The 20,121-nt window shown below is 67.5% G+C and carries 16 protein-coding genes and 1 tRNA gene; 5 read left to right on the top strand and 12 right to left on the bottom strand.

What is annotated here, in order from left to right; all coding sequences use genetic code 11:
- Positions 1–43 precede the first annotated feature (43 nt).
- The 11 genes from LDO15_RS07720 to LDO15_RS07670 form a co-directional block, all read right to left on the bottom strand.
- Entirely contained in the window at positions 44–1,906 is a 1,863-nt protein-coding gene (locus LDO15_RS07720) for a polysaccharide lyase (protein ID WP_223985615.1), read from the bottom strand.
- Positions 1,907–2,253: 347 nt separating this feature from the next.
- Positions 2,254–2,330: transfer RNA gene (locus tag LDO15_RS07715), tRNA-Pro, on the bottom strand.
- 149 nt (positions 2,331–2,479) lie between these two features.
- A complete protein-coding gene (gene der, locus LDO15_RS07710; protein ID WP_223985613.1) occupies positions 2,480–4,030 on the bottom strand; it encodes a ribosome biogenesis GTPase Der in 1,551 nt (516 codons plus the stop codon).
- Positions 4,027–4,707 (bottom strand): lysophospholipid acyltransferase family protein, encoded by a 681-nt coding sequence (locus LDO15_RS07705; RefSeq protein WP_223987190.1) that lies wholly within the window; start codon positions 4,705–4,707, stop codon positions 4,027–4,029. The genes der and LDO15_RS07705 overlap by 4 nt, the downstream gene beginning before the upstream one ends.
- Before the next feature lie 67 nt (positions 4,708–4,774).
- Positions 4,775–5,536, bottom strand: a complete 762-nt coding sequence (gene cmk, locus LDO15_RS07700; RefSeq protein WP_223985610.1) for a (d)CMP kinase — start codon at positions 5,534–5,536, stop codon at positions 4,775–4,777.
- Positions 5,536–6,645, bottom strand: coding sequence for a prephenate dehydrogenase (locus tag LDO15_RS07695; protein ID WP_223985607.1), 1,110 nt, complete (start codon positions 6,643–6,645; stop codon positions 5,536–5,538). Before LDO15_RS07695 ends, cmk begins: the two co-directional genes overlap by 1 nt.
- A 2-nt stretch (positions 6,646–6,647) precedes the next feature.
- Entirely contained in the window at positions 6,648–7,919 is a 1,272-nt protein-coding gene (locus LDO15_RS07690; RefSeq protein ID WP_223985604.1) for a pseudouridine synthase, read from the bottom strand.
- A gap of 110 nt (positions 7,920–8,029) precedes the next feature.
- Positions 8,030–8,599: an SMC-Scp complex subunit ScpB gene (locus LDO15_RS07685; RefSeq protein ID WP_263428381.1), complete on the bottom strand. Its 570-nt coding sequence runs from the start codon at positions 8,597–8,599 to the stop codon at positions 8,030–8,032.
- Between the two features lie 125 nt (positions 8,600–8,724).
- Positions 8,725–9,537, bottom strand: coding sequence for a ScpA family protein (locus LDO15_RS07680; protein ID WP_223987188.1), 813 nt, complete (start codon positions 9,535–9,537; stop codon positions 8,725–8,727).
- Between the two features lie 119 nt (positions 9,538–9,656).
- Positions 9,657–10,556 carry an AAA family ATPase gene (locus tag LDO15_RS07675; RefSeq protein ID WP_223985600.1) on the bottom strand — a complete coding sequence of 300 codons (900 nt, stop codon included), beginning with the start codon at positions 10,554–10,556 and terminating at the stop codon, positions 9,657–9,659.
- A gap of 300 nt (positions 10,557–10,856) precedes the next feature.
- Positions 10,857–12,215, bottom strand: a complete 1,359-nt coding sequence (locus LDO15_RS07670) for a cation:dicarboxylase symporter family transporter (protein ID WP_223985598.1) — start codon at positions 12,213–12,215, stop codon at positions 10,857–10,859.
- Between the two features lie 136 nt (positions 12,216–12,351).
- On the opposite strand from LDO15_RS07670, the gene LDO15_RS07665 reads away from it, so the two are divergent.
- Positions 12,352–14,088 (top strand): sensor histidine kinase, encoded by a 1,737-nt coding sequence (locus LDO15_RS07665; RefSeq protein WP_223985596.1) that lies wholly within the window; start codon positions 12,352–12,354, stop codon positions 14,086–14,088.
- Positions 14,085–14,804, top strand: coding sequence for a response regulator (locus LDO15_RS07660; protein WP_223985594.1), 720 nt, complete (start codon positions 14,085–14,087; stop codon positions 14,802–14,804). The genes LDO15_RS07665 and LDO15_RS07660 overlap by 4 nt, the downstream gene beginning before the upstream one ends.
- 130 nt (positions 14,805–14,934) lie before the next feature.
- Here the strand turns inward: LDO15_RS07660 and LDO15_RS07655 are convergent, their stop codons facing one another.
- Positions 14,935–16,836 carry an AMP-binding protein gene (locus LDO15_RS07655; protein ID WP_223985592.1) on the bottom strand — a complete coding sequence of 634 codons (1,902 nt, stop codon included), beginning with the start codon at positions 16,834–16,836 and terminating at the stop codon, positions 14,935–14,937.
- A gap of 188 nt (positions 16,837–17,024) precedes the next feature.
- Between LDO15_RS07655 and LDO15_RS07650 the strand changes: the two genes are divergently transcribed.
- The 3 genes from LDO15_RS07650 to prpB are packed head-to-tail and all read left to right on the top strand — an operon-like array spanning position 17,025 to position 20,099.
- Entirely contained in the window at positions 17,025–17,666 is a 642-nt protein-coding gene (locus LDO15_RS07650) for a GntR family transcriptional regulator (RefSeq protein ID WP_223985589.1), read from the top strand.
- Between the two features lie 10 nt (positions 17,667–17,676).
- Positions 17,677–19,197: an MmgE/PrpD family protein gene (locus tag LDO15_RS07645; RefSeq protein ID WP_223985587.1), complete on the top strand. Its 1,521-nt coding sequence runs from the start codon at positions 17,677–17,679 to the stop codon at positions 19,195–19,197.
- Positions 19,197–20,099: a methylisocitrate lyase gene (gene prpB, locus LDO15_RS07640; RefSeq protein ID WP_223985583.1), complete on the top strand. Its 903-nt coding sequence runs from the start codon at positions 19,197–19,199 to the stop codon at positions 20,097–20,099. The genes LDO15_RS07645 and prpB overlap by 1 nt, the downstream gene beginning before the upstream one ends.
- The last annotated feature ends 22 nt before the right edge of the window (positions 20,100–20,121 follow it).

Here is a 20,121-nt window from a genome sequence, read left to right as displayed (position 1 = left end):
GGCACGGTTACCGCGCGGCTCGATTACCGCGCGGCCCGTTTTTCTAGGGGAGGAAGTAGCCGGCGAGGTCGGCTACCAGGTGGGCCTTGCCAGCGGAGCGGTTGAACAAGGCGATCCTGCCGTCGGAACCGAGCGGGGCGGACACCAGGTTCGGTACCGACTGCCCGGCGGAGAAGTTCAGGTTCGACGCATTTGGCCGGGCCGTGCCGGAGGGGTAGGCGGTGATGAAGCCGAAGGATTGCGGCGAGGTGACCGTGAGGTTGAAGACCGCTGCCAAGGCACCGGAGGGGACGCCGTTGGCGCCCGCGACCCGGAAGCTCACCGCAGCGTCCGCCCCTACCGGGGAGGTGTTGCGGGTGTCGAGGACCCTGGTGGGCCCGAGGGCCTTGAACGCGCCCGTCGCCGTCGGCGTGCCGGGCAGGTAGTAGCCGGCCACGTCCGCGATGAGCTGCGACGTTCCGGAGGACCTGTTGAACAAGGTCACCTTGCCGTCCGATCCGACCGGGACGGTGACCGAGTTCGGCACCGTCTGGCCGGCCGAGAAGTTCAGGTTGGACGCGTTCGGCCTGGACGTGCCGGACGCGTACGCGGTGACGAACCCGAAGGACCGGGCCTCGGTCACCGTCAGGTTGAACACCACCGCAGCAACCGAAGCAGGAATGCCGTTGGCGCCCGCAACCCGGAAAGACACCGCCGAGTCCGCACCCACCCCGCCGCTGGAGCGGGTATCCAGGAGCCTCGACGGGGAGAGGCTCCTGAAGGCACCTGCCGTGGCCGGCGTGCCGGTGACGTAGTAGCCGGTGACGTCGGCGATCAGATGGGACGAGCCCGAGGACCTGTTGAACAGTGCGACCTTCCCGTTTGACCCGACCGGGACTGTGACGAGATTCGGCACTGTCTGGCGCGCGGAGAAGTTCAGGTTCGATGCGTTGGGACGGGAGGTGCCAGAGGCGTAGGCGGTGATAAACCCGACAGCACGCGGCTGGGTCACCGTCAGGTTGAATACGACGGCGGCGACCTTCGCCGGCATCCCGTTGACACCTGCGACCTGGAACGAAACGGAGGAATCCGCGCCCACCGGGGAGCTGTTCCGGGTGTCCAGGACCCGCGTCGGAGAGACGGGAGTGAACGTCCCGGGAAGCTGCGAGGCGGACCCGCCGGCCTTCTGTGCCTTGATCACCACATCATCGATGTAGCTGTCGCCGGCCTGCCGACGGTGTTCGGCTCCCAGCTGTATCCGCGAAATGGTGGAAAATCCGGTGGCGACCTGCTTGCTCGAATAGACCAACTGGTCGTCTAGCCACGCCTCGACCGTCGAGGACGCCCCGTTGGCCACCACATGGACCACCAGATGATGCCATGTGCCCAGCGGCACGTTCGGCGACAGCGTCCGGTAGGTGAAGGCACCGGCCTGGGTGGGTGAGGTCACCCGCAGCACCAGGTCCCCGCTGCCGTTGTTCCGGAACAGATCCAGCATCCGGGTGCTGCCATTGAAGAACCGGAAATAGGGGACGTCGTTGCCCGTCACGCCGGCCTTGGTGATGTTGAACCAGCCGTCCGTGTAGACCTCGTCGCTGCCGGCGGGAAGCGGGGCCGAAAAATTGGCCAGGGAACCCGCGTCCGTGGTCACATGCAGGTGCGCGGAACAGCGCCCCGAGTGTCGTTCGGCAGAGGAGACATCGGCGGTGCCGGTTCCCGCGGTCACGGGAGCGTCGAAACCGTCACCCGCGATGCTGCCCGACTCAAAGTTCGCGGCGGCCACCGTCCTGCCGGGATACTGGTTGGACGGCCCCGGACTCCCCGGCTGGCAGGTAGCTGCAGAAGCCGGGCTCGCGCCAAGGGCCACCCCGGCCAGAACCAAGAGATTCAGCGCGGCCAGCACTCCCGCGCGTCGCAATATGTTCATTGATCTACCCGCCCAGCCGAGGTTCTCAATTCGGGTGAAACACCCGCATGGTGGTCCGCAAAGGGCAGTGGCACCGGGACGACGAGGGCCGTCGCCGCGGAGGCGCTGCTCCTGCAATAGTCCGTGCAGAGTATCCGGTACCACCTTGGGGAAATCTTGGCCGGCCGCAGACGCCGGACTGCGGATGCCGGCCTGCCTGCGCCGGCCGGGCCGGAGGAGCAGCGAGCGGGAGCCCGGCGCCGGCAGTGTCGCCCGGCGGCCGGAACGGATCCGCTCAGGGAAGGATCCGGCCAGGGAAACAGAAAACCCCGCCGTTCCCTGATCAGGAACGGCGGGGTACTTTCTGTTGGTCGGGCTGACAGGATTTGAACCTGCGACCCCTTGACCCCCAGTCAAGTGCGCTACCAAGCTGCGCTACAGCCCGTTAGTTCCGCCGTTCTCCGCTGGGAAGTCGCCCTGGTTTTTCTCCAGAATTTCTTCCAAGCAGTCCGGCCGAACCACCTCCAAAAGCTTACACGATCCCGGAGGGTGCCTGTGACAATTTCACGCTGTCACAGCCATGGTGTGTCGGAATTAACGTTTCTTGCCCCGCTTTTCGCGCACACGCATGTTGACTTCGATCGGCGTGCCCTCGAAACCGAAGGTCTCGCGCAGGCGCCGGGTGATGAAGCGGCGGTATCCCGGATCCAGGAATCCGGTGGTGAAGAGCACGAACTTCGGCGGCCGGCTGGAGGCCTGGGTGCCGAACAGGATGCGGGGCTGCTTGCCGCCGCGGACCGGGTGCGGGTGCGCCGCCACGAGTTCGCCCAGGAACGCGTTGAGACGTCCGGTGGGGATGCGCTTGTCCCAGCTTTCCAGTGCGGTGTCCAGGGCCGGGACCAGACGATCCTTGTGCCAGCCGGTCTTGGCCGAGATGTTCACGCGCGGGGCCCAGGCCACGTGGGCCAGGTCCTGCTCGATTTCGCGTTCCAGGTAGCGGCGGCGCTCGTCGTCGAGGAGGTCCCACTTGTTGAAGGCGAGCACCAGGGCGCGGCCGGATTCGACAGCGAGCTGCAGGATGCGAACATCCTGCTCGCTGAGGACTTCATCCACGGCGAGGAGCACGACGGCGACCTCCGCCTTTTCGAGCGCGCTTTGGGTGCGCAGGGAGGCGTAGAAGTCCGCGCCCTGCGCCATGTGCTGGCGGCGCCGGATGCCGGCGGTGTCGACGAAGCGCCACGTGCGGCCGCCGAGTTCGATGAATTCATCCACCGGGTCGCGGGTGGTGCCGGCGGTGTTGTCCACCACCACACGCTCGGAACCGGCGAGCTTGTTCAGCAGCGAGGACTTGCCGACGTTCGGCCGGCCGATCAGGGCGACGCGGCGGGGACCGCCGGAGCGCTCGAGGCCTTCGATCAGGGAGTACTCCGGGAGGGTGTCCATGACGTGGTCCAGGAGATCGGCCACACCGCGGCCGTGCAGGGCCGAGACGGGGTACGGTTCGCCGAAGCCCAGGCCCCAGAGGGTGGCGGAGTCGGCTTCCTGCGCGAAGTCATCGACCTTGTTGGCCACCATGATGACCGGCTTCTTCGACTTGCGCAGCATCTTCATGACGCCTTCGTCGGTCGCGGTTGCGCCCACGGCGGAGTCGACGACGAACAGGACGGCGTCCGCGAGTTCCACGGCCATCTCGGCCTGCTCCGCCACACGGGCGTGGATGCCGCGGGCATCGTGTTCCCAGCCGCCGGTGTCCACGACCGTGAAGTTGCGGCCGTTCCAGTTCGCCGAGTACATGACACGGTCGCGGGTGACGCCGGGGGTGTCCTCGACCACTGCCTCGCGGCGGCCCAGGATCCTGTTGACCAGGGTGGACTTGCCCACGTTGGGCCGGCCGATGATGGCCAGGACCGGATCCAGTTTCACCGGGCCGTCAAAGTCCTCGTCGTCGAAGTGGCCGCTCAGCAGCGCGGCGTCGTCCTCGTCGAGCTCGTAGTCGTCCAGGCCGGCCCGCAGGGAGGCCGCACGGATCTCCGCTTCCTCGTCGTCCAGGGCGGCAAGGTGTTCAGCCACCTGGTCGGTGCCGGTGGGCGTGTATTCGTCTTCGCCGGCGCCAAAATTGCCGGAGGTTTGAGTCGTATCGCTCATTGCACTTTCCTTAGGTGGTGATCTGCCGACGTCCCGGCTACTGCTTCATGACGTTGGTGCGGGGATTCCGCGTGGGGCAGGGACTGCCCGGTTCTTAGTACTGAGTCCTGGACATGGCGCGCCAGCGCGGCCCGGATTTCGATTCCCGCCCTGTCCATTGAAACACGGCCGGTCTCACCGGGCCTGCGGCTGACGTTCACGGCCCCGCCGAAGCTGACGTGCAGCCGGCGGCGGGGTGCGGGAACCGTGCCCAGGTCTTCGCCGCCGACCCTTGTGCCCAGGATGGCCACGGGGACAACTGTGGCGCCGGAGTTGAGCGCCAGCCAGGCGACACCGTTGTTGATCGCGGCGGCCGCACCGCTCCCCCGCGTGCCTTCGGGCAGGATCCCGACACACCGTCCGGCGTCGAGCAGGCGGCGGGCCGCCGTCAGCGCCGCGCGGCCGCCGCGGCGGTCCACCGGCAGCTGGCCGGACGCCGTGAGCACCCGGCCGAGGAATCCGGTGAACATCTCCTGTTTGACCAGGATGTGCATGGGCCGGGGCGAGGCGCCGAACATGACAGGGCCGTCGAGGAGGCTGATGTGGTTGCCCGCGAAAATCACAGGCCCGGCCGCCGGGACATTGGACCGTCCGCTCACGGAGGTGCGGTAGGCGACGTGGTCCAGGAGCCAGCCCACGGGACGGCTCCACGCCGTCGTCCAGCGGCCGGGCAGGGTAACCGGCGGTGCCGCCTGGGTGCGCCCGTCAGTCACCGTGCGCGGCCCGGTGCTGAGAGGTGCTCTTCTGCTGGCCAACGGTGTAGTTGACCACGGTGTCCACGATGTCGAGTGCGGCCTGAACCGTCTCGTCAAAGTCCAGCTCCGAGGAATCGAGAGTGACGACGCCGTCGGCGGCGGTGGTGAAGTTCACCACCGTGGAGTCCTTCGCATCGCGCTGGGTGACCTGGGCCGCCAACTGCTCGGCGTTCTGGCTGCCGCCCAGCTGGATGCCCCGGCGGCGCAGCCGGGCCTCTTCACTGGCGGTGAGCAGCATCCGGACCTCGGCCCCGGGGGCTACGACGGTGGTGATGTCCCGGCCCTCCACCACCATGCGGCGGTGGTGCTTTTCGATCAGTTCGCGCTGCCGGCGGATCAGTTCCGTGCGCGCGCCCAACGTGGTGGCAACGGCGCTGACCGCCGCGGAAATGGCGGGCTCACGGATGGCCAACGTGACATCTTTCCCGTCGACGCGGACATACTCTTCCTGGGGACTCGTGCTGATCTCCAGCGGGAGGGCCTCGGCCGCGGTCTCGACGGCAGCCCCGTCGTTCAGGTCGGTGCCGTTCTCCACGCAGAACCACGTCAGGGCGCGGTACATTGCGCCCGTGTCCAGGTAGGCCAGCTTGAGCCGGCGGGCCACCTCTTTGCTGACGCTGGACTTGCCGGAGCCGGAGGGGCCGTCGATCGCAACCACAAGGCTTTTCCCGGGGCGGAGCACGCTCACGGTCTCGATGAGTTCCTGGGTCATTACTGGAGTACCCGCCATCCGCGGTCGTTAAGGGCTTCTATCAAGAGGTCGTGCTTGTTGGGCAGGACGGAAATTTCCACCATGCCCACATTCTGTCCCGAGGAGTGATCGAGCCGGAGGTCCTCGACGTTGACGCCGATCTCGCCGATCTCGGTCAGGAGCTTCGCGATCTGTCCCGGCGTGTCATCCACCAGGACCGTGAGCCACGAGTACGCCTGCGGGGGTCCGCCGTGCTTGCCCGGAATCCGGGACTGGCCTGCGTTGCCCTCGCTGATCAGCTGGGCAAGATCCAGCCGGGCGCCGGGAGCGGTGGGGGCCTCCAGGGTGCCGATCAGCCGGTTGAGGTCCTCGCGGACTCCGTACAGGATCCCGACCACCTTCTGCGCGTTCGCGCCCAGGATTTGGACCCAAAGGGTGGGATCGCTCGCGGCGATGCGCGTAACGTCCCGCAGCCCGTTGCCAGCCAGGGACAGCGCGTGCAGGGGTGTGCCCTGCAGGCGGCTGGCCACCAGCGAGGACATGACCTGAGGCAGGTGGGATACGAGCGCCACGGCTTCGTCGTGTTCCTCGGCGCCGAATTCAGACACGACGGCGCCGAGATCGCCGGCCAGCGCACGCGCCACCCGCAGGGATTCCGGCAGGGTCTCCTCCGCCGGACACACCACCCACGGCATGGAGGTGAACAGCTCGCCGCGGGCGGCGACGGGGCCGGATTTCTCGCGCCCGGCCATGGGATGGGTTCCCACGTAGCGGCCCAGGTCGGCGCCGCGGCTGCGCAGATCGGCCAGGATGGCTGACTTCACGCTCGCGATGTCCACGACGACGGCGGTCGGGTAATCCTGCAGGGCTTTGGCAGCGACGTCCGCCGTGACGTCCGGCGGCGCAGCCACGACGACGAGCTCGGGTTCGTCGCCGTCAAGGCGCGCCAGCGGCAGGCCGGCGCCGATGTCGACGGCGACGGCCTGGTTGGTCGGCGACGGATCCGAGAGGAACACCGCCACTCCGCGCCCCCGCAGCCCCAGCCCGATGCTGGTGCCCAAGAGACCGGAGCCCACAATGACCACCGGACCGTTCAGGTGGCCGCGGCCGTGCGTGCGAAAGGCGGACATGGTTACAGCCCCACGGATGCCAGCAGGTGGCCGACTTCCTGCTTGCCGAGGTTGCGGATGCTGCCCTGGCGCTGGTCACCCAGCCCGATGGGGCCAACCTTGACGCGGACCAGTCGCAGCACGGGGAAGCCGACGGCGTCGAACAAACGCCGGACGATCCGGTTCTTGCCCGAGTGCAGCACGACCTCGATCAGCACGTGGCCCGGGGTCGAGTCCACGAGCTTGAACGAGTCCACCGAGGCGATTCCGTCCTCGAGTTCGACGCCGGCTTTCAGTTCGGCGCCAATGCCCTGCGGGAACGGCCCGCGGACCTGCACAAGGTAGGTCTTGGGGACTTCGTAGGAGGGGTGGGTCAGCCGGTTGGCGAGTTCGCCGTCGTTCGTCAGGAGCAGCAGCCCTTCGGTGGCGACGTCGAGACGGCCCACATGGAAGAGGCGTTCGCCGTGGCTGTTGCGGACGAAGTCGCTGATGCACGGGCGGCCGTCCGGGTCCTCCATGGTGGAGACAACGCCCTTGGGCTTGTTGAAGACCATGTAGACCATGTTCTCGTCCAGCTGGATGCGCAGGCCGTCGACGTGGATCACGGCCGTCTTCGGGTCGACGCGCACGCCGAGCTCAGTAACAACCTGGCCGTCGACCTCGACGCGGCCTTCGGCGATCATTTCCTCGCAGACGCGCCGTGAGGCGACGCCGGCCGAGGCCATGACCTTCTGCAGGCGGATGCCGTCGGAGTCGTGCAGCTCAGACTGGGGCACCTCGCGGCGCGGTCCGCGGTTGCGGGCGGGCTTGCGCACCGGACCGAGGTTCTGGCCGAAGCGTTCGCTGCCGAAGGCGCGGGGACCCGCGAACTTGGCGGCTCCGGTGCGCGGCTTGGGCTTGAGGGCGCCGGGCGTGCCGGGAGCCTTGCCGAAGCCGGGCTTGCGGGCGGCAGCCTTGCGGGCCGCTTCCTTGCCGGACGGCGCTTGGCCGTACGGCGCTGCAGCCTTCCGGCCACCGGACGCCGGACGGGCAGCCGACGGCGCGCCGTCGGGACCCTGCAGGTCCGGGTCGATGAAGGCCTCTTCGCGCGGCTTGGGGTGCTTGAAGGGGCGGTCTCCGCCGCCCTTGTAGCCGGCTCCGCCGCTGCGGCCTGCGCCGCCGGAGCTGCGGCCGGCGCCGCCCTGTGCGCCGCGGCCTGAGCCGCCTTGCGCCGGCTTTTGGCCGGAATAGTTTTGTCCGGCACTGTTACGTCCCGAACTGTTACGTGGTGAACTCTGGCGTCCCGCCTGTGTCATGACCCGTCCTTCATTTGTTGGCCGACGGCCGCTGTCTCCCGACAACTCCCGCCGACGGGGCAAAATGGTTCTGCCCTGGTGGATACTCGTGCGCAGGCAGTGGTTCCTGCCTACATTCTTCCAGCGTCGTAAAACTCTTCGATGCCTTCCAGCCCCGGAAGATGGGGTGAAAGCTGCGGCAATTCAGCCACAGAGCCGATTCCCATCCGCTCCAGGAAATACGACGTCGTGCGGTACAGGATTGCTCCGGATTCGGGATCAGTTCCCGAATCCTCGATCAGCCCCCGCTGCGTCAGCGTCCGCACGACAGAGTCAACATTGACTCCTCGAATTGCAGACACCCGCGCCCTCGAAACGGGCTGGCGGTAAGCGATGACGGCGAGCGTTTCGAGCGCCGCCTGCGTCAGCCTGGCTGTCTGTCCCTCCAGCACGAACCCGCCCACGATCTCGGCGAACTCCGCGCGGGAATAGATGCGCCAGCCTCCGGCGATATTCCGCAATTCAAAACCCCGGGCGGTGGTGCTGAAGCCGTTAAAACTGGCATCGTCCACATCCGGGGCATTAACAGTATAGCCGTTATACTCCCGCTGCAGGTCAGCCAGCAGGGATTCGACGGCGTCGACCGTCAGGTTCAGTCCCGTGGCCAGGGCCGTGGCCGTGGCCGGTTCGTCGATCACCATCAGGACGGCTTCGAGGGCGGCGCGGGCGCCGCCGGGCAGGGCCGCCACGTCCGGCCGTGTGCCAGGCTCAACGTCAGGCCCGGTTCCCGCCTCAGTGCCCGGCTTAGTACCTGGCAATCCTTCGTTCACGGCTGGTCCTCGTATTCTTCACTCAGGTTTTCGCTGCTCCACTCGTAGGTATCGGCCGTCCAGTGCACCGTCAGGTCCCCCAGCGGCAGCAGCTGGTCAAAGCCCACCGCGCGGTCGCGGAACAGCTCCAGCAGCGCCAGGAACCGCGCCACCACCACGAGGGTGGATTCGGCGTCGGCGATCAATGCCCGGAACGTCAGGGGCGTGCCCAGCCGCAACCGGTCCCCGAGCAGTTCGGCCTGTTCCTTGACGCTGACCGGAGCACCGTGCAGGTGTGCCAGCCCCACTTCCGTGGGGGCTGCTTCCTTGGGCTTGAGGGCGGCCTCGGCCAGGCCGGCGAACTGCTCCGGGGTGTGCCGCCAGAGCAGTTCGGGGAGCAGTGCCGCGAAGTGTCCCTCCAGCGCCACCTGCCGGGGATACCGGCGGGCTTCGTGCTCGAGCGTGGCGCCGATCATCCCGGCCACGTGTTTGAAGGCCTTGTACTGCAGCAGCCGGGCGAACAGGAGGTCGCGGGCTTCCAGCAGGGCAATGTCCTCTTCGTCCTCGACCTCGCCGGCGGGCAGCAGCCGGGCGGCCTTGAGGTCCAGGAGCGTGGCCGCAATCACCAGGAATTCGCTGGCCTCGTCCAGGGCCCACTCCTCCCCCAGCTGCTGCAGCCCGCGGATGTACTTGATGAATTCGTCCGTGACCGTGGACAGTGCGACCTCGGTGATGTCCAGCTGATGCTTGGAGATCAGGCCGAGCAGGAGGTCGAATGGGCCGGTGAAGTTGGCCAGCCGCACTTCGAATCCGGGCTTCTTCCCGGGCAGCCCTGCCGTGGCTTCCGGCACTGCCGTGCCTTCCGGCTCTGCCGGGAGGTCCGGGGCTACTGGATCCGCCGGCGCGTCGAGCTCCGCCGGCGGCGAGGAGGCGCCTGCCACGTTCGTGGCTAGGGCGCGCCGCCGCGCGAAATGAGCTCTTTGGCCAGGCGGCGGTAGGCGTCGGCACCGACGTGGTTGCCCGCGTAGGTGGTGATGGGCTCGGCCGCCACGGTGGCGTCGGCAAACTTGATGGAGCGCTTGATGACGGTTTCGAAGACCTTGTCGCCGAAGGCCTCCACCAGGCGGGCGATCACCTCGCGGCCGTGCAGGGTCCGGGCGTCGTACATCGTGGCGAGGACGCCGTCGACCTGCAGGCGCGGGTTGAGCCGATCCTGGACCTTGTCGATGGTTTCGACGAGCAGCGCCACGGCGCGCAGGGCGAAGAATTCGCAGATCAGCGGGATGATGACGCCGTGCGCGGCAGTCAGCGCATTGACGGTGAGGAGGCCGAGGGAGGGCTGGCAGTCGATCAGGACGACGTCGTAGTCGTCCTCGACCTTCTTCAGCGCCCGGTCCAGGACCTGCTCGCGGGCCACTTCGTTGACCAACTGCACCTCGGCGGCGGAGAGGTCGATGTTGGCCGGCAACAGATCGACGTTCTCAACGCCGGTCTTCTGGATGGCGTCGCGGATGTCCACCTTGCGGTCCATCAGCACGTTGTACACGGTGAGGTCGAGCTCGTGCGGGTTGGTGCCCAGGCCCGCGGACAGGGCACCCTGCGGATCGAAGTCAACCAGGAGCACGCGGCGGCCGTATTCGGCCAGTGCGGCGGCGAGGTTGATGGTGGACGTGGTCTTACCGACTCCGCCCTTCTGGTTCACCATGGCGATGACCCGCGCAGGACCGTGGGAGGACAGCGGCGCGGGCTCCGGAAAGTCGCGCTGGGGGCGCCCTGTGGGGCCCATGATGGCGTCTTCCAGATCGAGTTCGGTGCCTTCCAGAGTTGCTGAACCCTGTTCGCTGCTCACGTATCTATCCACACTTTCGATGACGGTGATTGTGGTGCCTATCTTGCTGCCGCCGGGCTCCCGGAGCCCAGCGTGTTCCTCCCAAGGTTACAGCGCCCGACACGGTATTCGGCGGACCTTGACAACCGCCGTCATCTGAGCCTTGACCTTCCGGTAGAAGTCGAAGGTTGATGCCGGCGGCGGAAGAGTTAGCGGGAGCCGGGGCACTGGCTGCCCTCGCCGCAGCGGAACGACGACTGCCCGGACACTGGCGGGTGTCCGGGCAGTCGCCTGCGGTGGTCGGTTCAGGCGGGGTCGGGCCTAGGCATAGGCGGGGACAGCCGGGGCAGGCTCTGAAACGGCATCCTGGGCGCCGGCGTGGCCGGCGATCATGGTCTCTTCATCGAAGGGCTCGGCGCCAGCGAGGACACGGTCAACGCGTTCGCCGTCGATCTCCTTGACCCAGGTGCCGATCAGCACCGTGGCGACGGCGTTGCCGGTGAAGTTGGTCAGGGCTCGGGCCTCGGACATGAAGCGGTCGATGCCGACGATCATGCCCACGCCGCCCAGCAGCTGCGGCGCATGGGCCTGGAGCCCGGCGGCCAGGGTGGCGAGGCCGGCGCCGGTGACACCAGCGGCACCCTTGGAGGCGATGATCATGAAGACCAGCAGGGAAACCTGGGCACCGAGGTCCAGCGGGGTACCCATCGCGTTGGCGACGAAGAGCGCGGCCATAGTCAGGTAGATGGCCGTCCCGTCAAGGTTGAAGGAGTATCCGGTGGGTACGGTGACGCCGACGACGGGCTTGGACACGCCGAGGTGTTCCATCTTCGCGATCAGTCGCGGCAGCGCCGCTTCGGAGGAAGACGTGGAGAAGATCAGCAGGTATTCGCGGGCCAGGTACTTCATGAGCCGGAAGATGCTGACGCCGGCGACCACCTTGAGCAGTCCGCCGAGGATCACCACGATGAACAGCGCGCAGGTGATGTAGAAGGCGATCATCAGGGTGAACATGCTGAAGATGGCCTGCACTCCGGTGGCGCCGACGACGGCGGCGATCGCACCGAAGGCGCCGACCGGGGCCATCCACATGATCATGATGAGGATGCGGAACACCAGGGCCTGTCCGTAGCCGATTGCCTTGAGGATCGGGGCTCCCTGCGGACCCATCTTCTGCAGGGCGAAGCCGACCAGGATCGCGGCGAGGAGCGTCGGCAGCACGGGGATGTCGCCGGGGATGATGCCCAGCAGGAAGTCGACGGTGCTGTCGACCGCAGCTTTTTTGTTCGGGTCGTAGGGCGCGAGCTTCAGGCCCTCACCGGGGTGGATCAGGTTGCCGACTACGAGGCCGATCGCCAGGGCGAAGGTGGACATGACCACGAAGTAGGCGAGCGCCAGGCCGCCGACCTTGCCTACCGTGGCGGCCTTGGCGATGGAGCCGATGCCCAGCACGATCGTGCAGAAGATCACGGGGGCAATCATCATCTTGATGAGCTTGATGAAACCGTCGCCCAGCGGCTTGAGGGACTTGCCGACTTCGGGGAACAGCAGCCCGACGAGGGCACCTGCGATCACGGCGACGATGACCGCAATGTAGAGGTAGTGGGACTTGTCCAGTCCCTTGCGCTTCTTGGCCGGCGCTGCGGCCGGTGCCGCTGACTCTCCTCGCTGAGAGGCCATGGTGTGCTCCTTGGATAGGCTGGACTATTGTGCGGTCCATGCGGTCCGCTGAAGTCCGTTCTTGTGTGTAACCCCATCATTGATGACGAGGTGATGCACATCACCCTTGCGTTCATATTGGTCATGGAAGGTGTTGATGATCCACCGCTGGAGCATCGCGCGCAGGCTGTTTGTGTCCCAACTGCTGTTCATCGTGGCGCTGACGGCCGTTGTCGGTACGGCCACCTTCGTCGACGCCCGCGATCACGCCTATGAAGAGGCCGGACGCCGAATGGCCGGCATTGCCACCACTGTGGCCGATGCTCCCTTCGTCCTGCAGGCGGCGAGCGCCCCCGACCCGTCAGCCTTGCTCCAGCCGTATGCCCTGAAGATCATGAAGGATGCGGACGCGGACTTCGTGACGATCATGGCCCCGGACCGGACGCGGTGGACGCATCCCCGCGACGAGGAACTGGGCAAGCCGTATATCGGGTCGATCGATGAGGCCCTCAATGGCCAGGTGTTCACGGAGGTCATGGCCGGCACGCTCGGCCCGTCGGTACGCACCATCGCCCCGGTCAAGGATGCGGACGGAAAAGTGCGGGCCCTCGTGGCCGCGGGCGTGACGGTCCGGACAGTGGATGTGGCGATCTCCGGCAGGCTGCCGGCTCTGCTGGCCATCGCCCTGGCGCTGCTGGTCGGCGGCTCGGTGGCGTCATGGCTTCTGGGGCGGTACCTTCGCCGCGTGACCCGCGGCTGGGGACCCGAGGAACTGGGCCAGCTCTTCGCCTATTACGAATCGGTGTTGCATTCGGTGCGGGAGGGCGTGATCCTCATCGACCCCAAGGGCAAAGTGGTGATGTACAACGACCAGGCCGCCGAGTTGCTGGGGCTGCCCAAGCAGTCTTCCGACGGCGCACCTGCCACGGATACCGCCGGTGCCGCAGCACGCGGGAGGAAGGCGGCGCCGTCGCTCGCGGATTTGCCGCTTGCCCCCAGCCTCAAGGAACTCTTCGAATCCGGGCGGACCGCGCTCGATGAGATCCATCTGACCGGGTCCCGGGTCCTGGTGGTCAACCAGGGCCCGGCGGTGGGCCCTGCCTCCGCGGCAGACCGACGGCGGGGGCCGGTTTCCGGGGCGTCTGGCCACGGCACTCCTGTTTACGGAACTGTGGCCACCATCCGGGACCGGACCGAAATCGAATCCCTCGGCAGCGAACTGGAAACCATGCGCACGCTTTCCGACGCCCTTCGCGCCCAGACCCACGAGCATGCCAACCGCCTGCACACGATCGTCTCACTCATGGAACTGGGGAGGGCCCCCGAGGCGCTGGACTTCGCCACGAAGGATCTGGAACTCAGCCAGCGCCTGACGGATGACCTGGTGAGTTCCATCGAGGAACCGGTGCTCGGCGCCCTGATCATGGGCAAGGCAGCCGAAGCGCATGAACGCGGGGTCGAACTGACCCTCAATACGAGCGGTTCTACGGCGGTGACGGGGCTGGCCGTGCAGGACCTGGTGGCCATCCTGGGGAACCTGCTGGACAACGCGATCGACGCCGCGTCCGAAGCACCGGCACCCAGGCTCGTAGAGCTGACGGTCGAGACCACCGGATCCACGCTCGAGCTCACTGTGGAGGACAGCGGCCCCGGAATAGACCCCGCGGCCGTGGACGACGTCTTCCGTCACGGCTTCAGCACCAAAGCGCCGGGCCCGTTCGGACGGGGCCTCGGCCTGGCCCTGGTCCGCCAGGCCGTGCAGCGCCTGGGCGGTACCATGACAATCACCAGCCCTGCCGGAGCACTCTTCCGCGTCACACTGCCGGCCACAACACCGCCGGTCACAACACTGCCGGTCACAACACCGCCGGTCACAAAAGAGGGACAGCCATGAGCGACATCCGGGTGCTCGTCGTCGAAGACGAGCCCATCGCCGCCGCAGCGCACGCCGCCTACATCGGGCGGCTTGACGGATTCACCCTGGCCGGCTCCGCTCCCGACGGGCAGTCCGCCCTGCGCCTGCTCACGGAATTCGCCGCGGCTGGCAACCCGGTGGAACTGGTGCTGCTGGACATGAACCTCCCGGACCTGCACGGGCTGGACATCGCACGCCGGATGCGGGCGGCCGGACTCTTCGCGGACATCATCGCCATCACCGCCGTGCGGGAACTGAACATCGTCCGCAGCGCGGTGGCCACGGGCGTGGTCCAGTACCTGATCAAGCCGTTTACGTACGCCACGTTCGCGGACAAACTCGCCAGCTACCGGCAGTTCCGCGAGCAGCTGGCCTCACCCCGGGCGGGAGGCCCCGGGCCCGGTGCCTCCCAAAGTGATGTGGACCAGGCCTTCGCGAGCCTGCGTGCCCCGTCCGAGGTGTCGCTGCCCAAGGGCCTGTCCGTCTCCACGCTGGAATCAGTCAAGGACTTCATCAGGGGTCAGGCCGGGGCGGTGTCGGCCAGCGAGGTCATGGAATCGCTCGGCATGTCCCGGGTCACCGCCCGGCGCTACCTCGAATACCTGGCCGACGGCGGGACAGTCTCCCGCGCCGCGCGCTACGGCACCCCCGGCCGGCCGGAGAACGAGTACCGCTGGAACCGGCCACCGTCGTAGGCCTGCCCCGCCCCGCGTTTTCACGTCGTCGAGGTCGCACTTGGCGGCAATGATTCCGCGAAACACTGACGCGAAATGCGGACTCGGCGGCGCGCCACGCCGCCATTGGCTGCCGGACACTCTGTACGCGCTACTCCCCCGTGGCGGCGGGGCGCAGGGTGCCGAGCAGCCGGTCGATCACGCCGGCGTCCTCGATCGTGGAAGGCACCACGTAGTTCTCGCCGTCGGCGATCTGGCGCATGGTCTTGCGCAGGATCTTGCCCGACCGCGTCTTGGGCAGGGCCTCCACCACGGTGACGTGTTTGAAGTCCGCCACGGCCCCGATGTCGCGCCGGACCAGGGCGATAAGGTCCTTGACCAGGATGTCCTCAGGCACGTCCACCCCGGATTTGAGGACCACGTAGCCGCTGGGCCGCTGGCCCTTGAGCGGGTCGGCGAGGCCGATCACCGCGCATTCGGCAACTGCCGGGTGCTGGCCGATCACCTGTTCCATGGCGCCGGTGGAGAGCCGGTGCCCGGCGACGTTGATGATGTCGTCGGTGCGGCCCATGACGAACACGTAGCCGTCCTCGTCACGGTAGCCGGAGTCGCCGGTGGCGTAGTAGCCCTCGAATGCCTGGAGGTAGGAGGAAACGTAGCGTTCGTCGTTGCGCCAAAGCGTGGTCAGGGTGCCAGGCGGCAGCGGCAGGCCCAGGACAATGTTGCCCTCGGTGCCGGCCTCCACGTCCTCGCCCGCGCCGTCGACGATCGTGAGCCTGAAGCCGGGCATCGGGACGCTGGGCGAGCCTGCCTTGATCGGCAGCCCGTCGAGGCCGCGGGGGTTGGCGCAAATGGCCCAGCCTGTCTCGGTCTGCCACCAATGGTCGACCACCGGAACGCCCAGGACCCGGGAGGCCCAGTGGAACGTGTCGGTGTCCAGCCGCTCGCCCGCCGCGAACAGGGTCCGCAGGCTGGAGATGTCGTACTTTTCGAGCAGCTGCGCCTCAGGGTCGGCCTTCCGGATGGCACGCAGTGCGGTGGGCGCGGTGAACAGCACGTTGACCTTATGGTCCTGGATCACCCGCCAGAACGCGCCGGCGTCCGGGGTCCCGACGGGCTTTCCTTCGTACAGCACCGTGGTGGCGCCGGCCAACAGCGGCCCGTACACGATGTAGGAGTGGCCCACCACCCAGCCGACGTCGGAGGCCGTCCACATGACGTCCCCCGGACCGACGTCGTAAATGTTTTCCATGGTCCATCTCAGGGCCACGGCATGGCCGCCGTTGTCCCGCACCACGCCCTTCGGCGAGCCGGTGGTGCCCGAGGTGTAGAGGATGTACAGCGGATCCGTCGCCTTGACGTCCACCGGCGCGGCGGGCTCGGCGGAGGCCATCTCGGTGTCCCAGTCGAGCCATCCGGGGTGTGCGGCCACGGACGTGGCGAAGCCCTCCCTGGCCTTGACCAGTACCGGGGTGTCCGGGGCGCCCGCGATGCCGAGGGCCTCGGCGACGGCGGGCAGGTATTCAATCCGGCGCGACGGCTCGATGCCGCCGGATGCCGTCACCACCGCGGCGGGGGCTGCGTCCCGGATCCGGGCGGCGAGTTCCTTGGGCGCAAAGCCGCCGAAGACCACGGAGTGCACGGCGCCGAGCCGGGCGGTGGCCAGCATCGCGATCGCGGCCTCGGGGATCATCGGCATGTAAATCACAACGCGGTCGCCCCGGCCGACTCCGCTGCGGCGCAGCACACCGGCGAACCGGGCCACGAGCTCCGTGAGTTCGGCATAGCTGAAGCGCTGTTGAATTCCCAGCATGGCCGAGTCGTAGACCAGGGCGTCCTGCGCGCCCCTGCCCTGGGCCACGTGCCGGTCAAGGGCGTTGTAGCACGTGTTCAGGACGCCGTCGGGAAACCAGTCGTACAGCGGTGCCCGGCTGTCGTCGAGGGCCTGGCGGGGCTCGGCGGACCAGGAGATCCCCCGCGCGGCATCCAGCCAAAATTCTGCGGGCTGTTCCAGGCTACGTTCATAAGCGGGCCGGTAGCTCTTGCTGACCATGACATGCATCCTGTCCACGACGGTGTGATGCAGCCCATGGTAGACCGGTGAAGACCGGCGGCACAAGGGTTGTGTATACACGGCTGGCTAATTTCTACACTGCAGCCGCAGAATACTGGGCAAAGTGACCCTTCGTGTATACACTGGGTTGTGATCACCCCAACAGAGCCACCACCGAAGGAGGCAGGATGCGCGCCAGCGACAAGGCCTACGCGGCCCTGCGCGATGACATCATCGAGTGGCGCCTCCTGCCCGGAACGGTCCTTGCCGAAGTCGAACAGTCAGAGCGCCTCGGCATCTCGCGCACTCCGCTGCGGGAGGCCCTGAGCCGGCTCACCGCCGAAGGACTGACGACGACGGCGGGCGGCCGCGGCGTCGTCGTCACCGACATTTCACTGGACGACATCGATGAACTGTTCGAACTGCGCGAAACCCTCGAGGGAAAGGCCGCCGCCCTGGCCGCCGAGCGCGGCGACCCCGCGACCTTCGATGCGCTCCGGCGCGAGCTGCTCCGGGCCCCGGAACTGATCGGCGGCCAGGATCCCGCCCTGCACGAGTACTACGAGCTGGTGGGCCGGCTCGACGCGGCCATCGACGCCGCGATCTCCAACGCCTACCTCGTCCAGGCCATGCGCAGCCTCCGTGTGCACCTCGTGCGCGTCCGGCGTCTGGCCGCCGACGACGCCGCCCGGCTCACCGCCGCAGCCGCCGAGCACGCCGCGATCGCCGAGGCAATCGCCGCCGGCAACCCTCGGCTGGCCGAGGCCGCCACCACGCTTCACCTGCACCGCAGCCTTTCCCACGTCAAAGCCACGCACACACCTCACTAGAAGGAGCACCATGGTCAAGGAACACCACGTCCGCGTTTACAAGAGCGAGGAAAACCTGCCCCGCGAGGACCAGCTGGCCTACAAGATCGCCAAGGTCGCTGCGGATCCCGTGGACGTCACCGCTGACGTCACCGACATGGTGATCAACCGCGTGATCGATAATGCCTCCGTCGCGATCGCCTCGCTGAACCGTGCCCCGATCGTCGCGGCCCGGGCCCAGGCCCTCACCCACGGCCCCACCACCGGAGGCAAGGGCTCGAAGGTCTTCGGCATCGAAGAGCGCGTGGCCCCGGAGTGGGCCGCCTGGGCCAACGGCGTCGCGGTCCGCGAGCTCGACTACCACGACACCTTCCTCGCCGCGGACTACTCCCACCCGGGTGACAACATCCCGCCGATCCTTGCCGTCGCCCAGCACGTCGGGGCCAGCGGCCAGGACCTGATCCGCGGGATCGCCACCGGCTACGAGATCCAGGTCAACCTGGTCAAGGCCATCTGCCTGCACAAGCACAAGATCGACCACGTGGCCCACCTCGGCCCCTCCGCGGCCGCCGGCATCGGCACCCTGCTGGACCTCGACGTCGAGACCATCTTCCAGTCCGTCGGCCAGGCACTGCACACGACCACCGCCACCCGGCAGTCCCGCAAGGGCGAGATCTCCACCTGGAAGGCGCACGCCCCCGCGTTCGCCGGCAAGATGGCCGTCGAATCCGCGGACCGCGCCATGCGCGGCCAGACCTCCCCCGTGCCGATCTACGAGGGCGAAGACGGCGTGATCGCCTGGATGCTCGACGGTCCGGACGCCTCCTACATGGTGCCTCTGCCCGAGGCCGGCGAGGCCAAGCGGGCCATCCTTGACACCTACACCAAGGAACACTCGGCCGAGTACCAGGCGCAGGCGTGGATCGACCTCGCCCGCAAGCTGCACGGCGAGCACCCCGAGGTCACGGACCCGGCCAACGTCGACTCCGTGCTGATCAAGACCAGCCACCACACCCACTACGTGATCGGGTCCGGCGCCAACGACCCCCAGAAGTACAGCCCCACGGCCAGCCGCGAGACCCTGGACCACTCCATCCCGTACATCTTCACCGTCGCCCTGCAGGACGGTGCCTGGCACCACGTCGATTCCTACGGCCCGGAACGCGCCGCCCGCCCGGACACCGTGGAGCTGTGGCACAAGGTCACCACGGTCGAGGATCCCGAGTGGACCCGGCGCTACCACTCCCTGGACATCGCCGAGAAGGCGTTCGGCGGCACCGTGGTCATCACGCTCAAGGACGGCACCGTCATCACGGAGTCGATCGCCGTCGCCGATGCCCACCCGCTGGGCGCCCGTCCGTTCGCGCGTGAGCAGTACGTCAACAAATTCCGTACCCTCGCCGCGGGCCTCGTGGCCGACGAGGAAATCGAGCGCTTCCTCGCCGCCGCCGCACGGCTCCCCGAGCTCGCCGCCGGTGAACTGGACCAGCTGAACATCCAGGCCGCCGACGGCGTGATCGACCTCAGCGCCGCACCGAAGGGACTGTTCTGATGCTGTATTCGAAGACCACGCCGGAGCAGAAGAGGATCCGCTTCCGCGAACTCCTCGCCTCCGGCACCATCGCGCAGTTCCCGGGCGCGTTCAACCCGCTCTCGGCCCGGCTGATCGAGGAAAAGGGTTTCGCCGGCGTCTACATTTCCGGCGCCGTCCTAGCCAACGACCTCGGACTGCCGGACATCGGGCTGACCACGCTCACCGAGGTCGCCACCAGGGCCGGGCAGATCGCCCGGATGACCGATCTGCCCTCGATCGTCGACGCCGACACCGGCTTCGGCGAGCCCATGAACGTGGCCCGCAGCATCCAGGAACTCGAGAACGCGGGCCTGGCCGGCTGCCACATCGAGGACCAGTTCAACCCCAAGCGCTGCGGCCACCTCGACGGAAAAAACGTGGTGGACCTCGAGACAGCGACCAAGCGGATCCGTGCCGCGGCCGACGCCCGGCGCGACCCGAACTTCCTGATCATGGCGCGGACCGACATCCGCGCCACTGACGGTCTCCAGGCCGCCCAGGACCGGGCAAAGGCGCTGGTGGAAGCCGGCGCGGACGCGATCTTCCCCGAGGCAATGAAAGACCTGAGCGAGTTCCAGGCGATCCGCGACGCCGTCGACGTCCCCATCCTGGCCAACATGACCGAATTCGGCCAGAGCGCCCTGTTCACGGTGGACGAGCTCGCCGGCGTCGGGGTCAATATGGTGATCTATCCGGTGACACTTCTCCGTAGTGCCATGGGGGCTGCGGAGCGTACTCTGGAATCGATTAAGGCCGACGGTACCCAGGAGGCACAGGTTGGGAGCATGCTGACCCGTGCGCGTTTGTACGATCTCGTTGATTATGAGGCTTACAACCGTTTTGACACCGGAGTCTTTAATTTCCAGATCCCAGGTCAGTAAGCCCCGCATGGAACCGCCGGCA

Source organism: Arthrobacter sp. NicSoilB8, from assembly GCF_019977355.1.
Lineage (GTDB): Bacteria > Actinomycetota > Actinomycetes > Actinomycetales > Micrococcaceae > Arthrobacter.
The sequence above is the reverse complement of the archived record's forward strand: the minus strand, read 5'-3'. Positions and strand labels throughout refer to the sequence as shown.

What these genes read in the sequence shown, in the direction of transcription:
- der (WP_223985613.1), bottom strand. Translation starts at nt 4,030, where the DNA reads ATGAGCGATACGACTCAAACCTCCGGCAATTTTGGCGCCGGCGAAGAC.
- cmk (WP_223985610.1), bottom strand. Translation starts at nt 5,536, where the DNA reads ATGACCCAGGAACTCATCGAGACCGTGAGCGTGCTCCGCCCCGGGAAA.
- LDO15_RS07670 (WP_223985598.1), bottom strand. Translation starts at nt 12,215, where the DNA reads ATGGCCTCTCAGCGAGGAGAGTCAGCGGCACCGGCCGCAGCGCCGGCC.
- LDO15_RS07645 (WP_223985587.1), top strand. Translation starts at nt 17,677, where the DNA reads ATGGTCAAGGAACACCACGTCCGCGTTTACAAGAGCGAGGAAAACCTG.
- LDO15_RS07685 (WP_263428381.1), bottom strand. Translation starts at nt 8,599, where the DNA reads ATGGTGATCGACGAACCGGCCACGGCCACGGCCCTGGCCACGGGACTG.
- LDO15_RS07650 (WP_223985589.1), top strand. Translation starts at nt 17,025, where the DNA reads ATGCGCGCCAGCGACAAGGCCTACGCGGCCCTGCGCGATGACATCATC.
- LDO15_RS07655 (WP_223985592.1), bottom strand. Translation starts at nt 16,836, where the DNA reads ATGGTCAGCAAGAGCTACCGGCCCGCTTATGAACGTAGCCTGGAACAG.
- LDO15_RS07695 (WP_223985607.1), bottom strand. Translation starts at nt 6,645, where the DNA reads ATGTCCGCCTTTCGCACGCACGGCCGCGGCCACCTGAACGGTCCGGTG.
- LDO15_RS07690 (WP_223985604.1), bottom strand. Translation starts at nt 7,919, where the DNA reads ATGACACAGGCGGGACGCCAGAGTTCACCACGTAACAGTTCGGGACGT.
- LDO15_RS07660 (WP_223985594.1), top strand. Translation starts at nt 14,085, where the DNA reads ATGAGCGACATCCGGGTGCTCGTCGTCGAAGACGAGCCCATCGCCGCC.
- LDO15_RS07665 (WP_223985596.1), top strand. Translation starts at nt 12,352, where the DNA reads ATGATCCACCGCTGGAGCATCGCGCGCAGGCTGTTTGTGTCCCAACTG.
- prpB (WP_223985583.1), top strand. Translation starts at nt 19,197, where the DNA reads ATGCTGTATTCGAAGACCACGCCGGAGCAGAAGAGGATCCGCTTCCGC.
- LDO15_RS07720 (WP_223985615.1), bottom strand. Translation starts at nt 1,906, where the DNA reads ATGAACATATTGCGACGCGCGGGAGTGCTGGCCGCGCTGAATCTCTTG.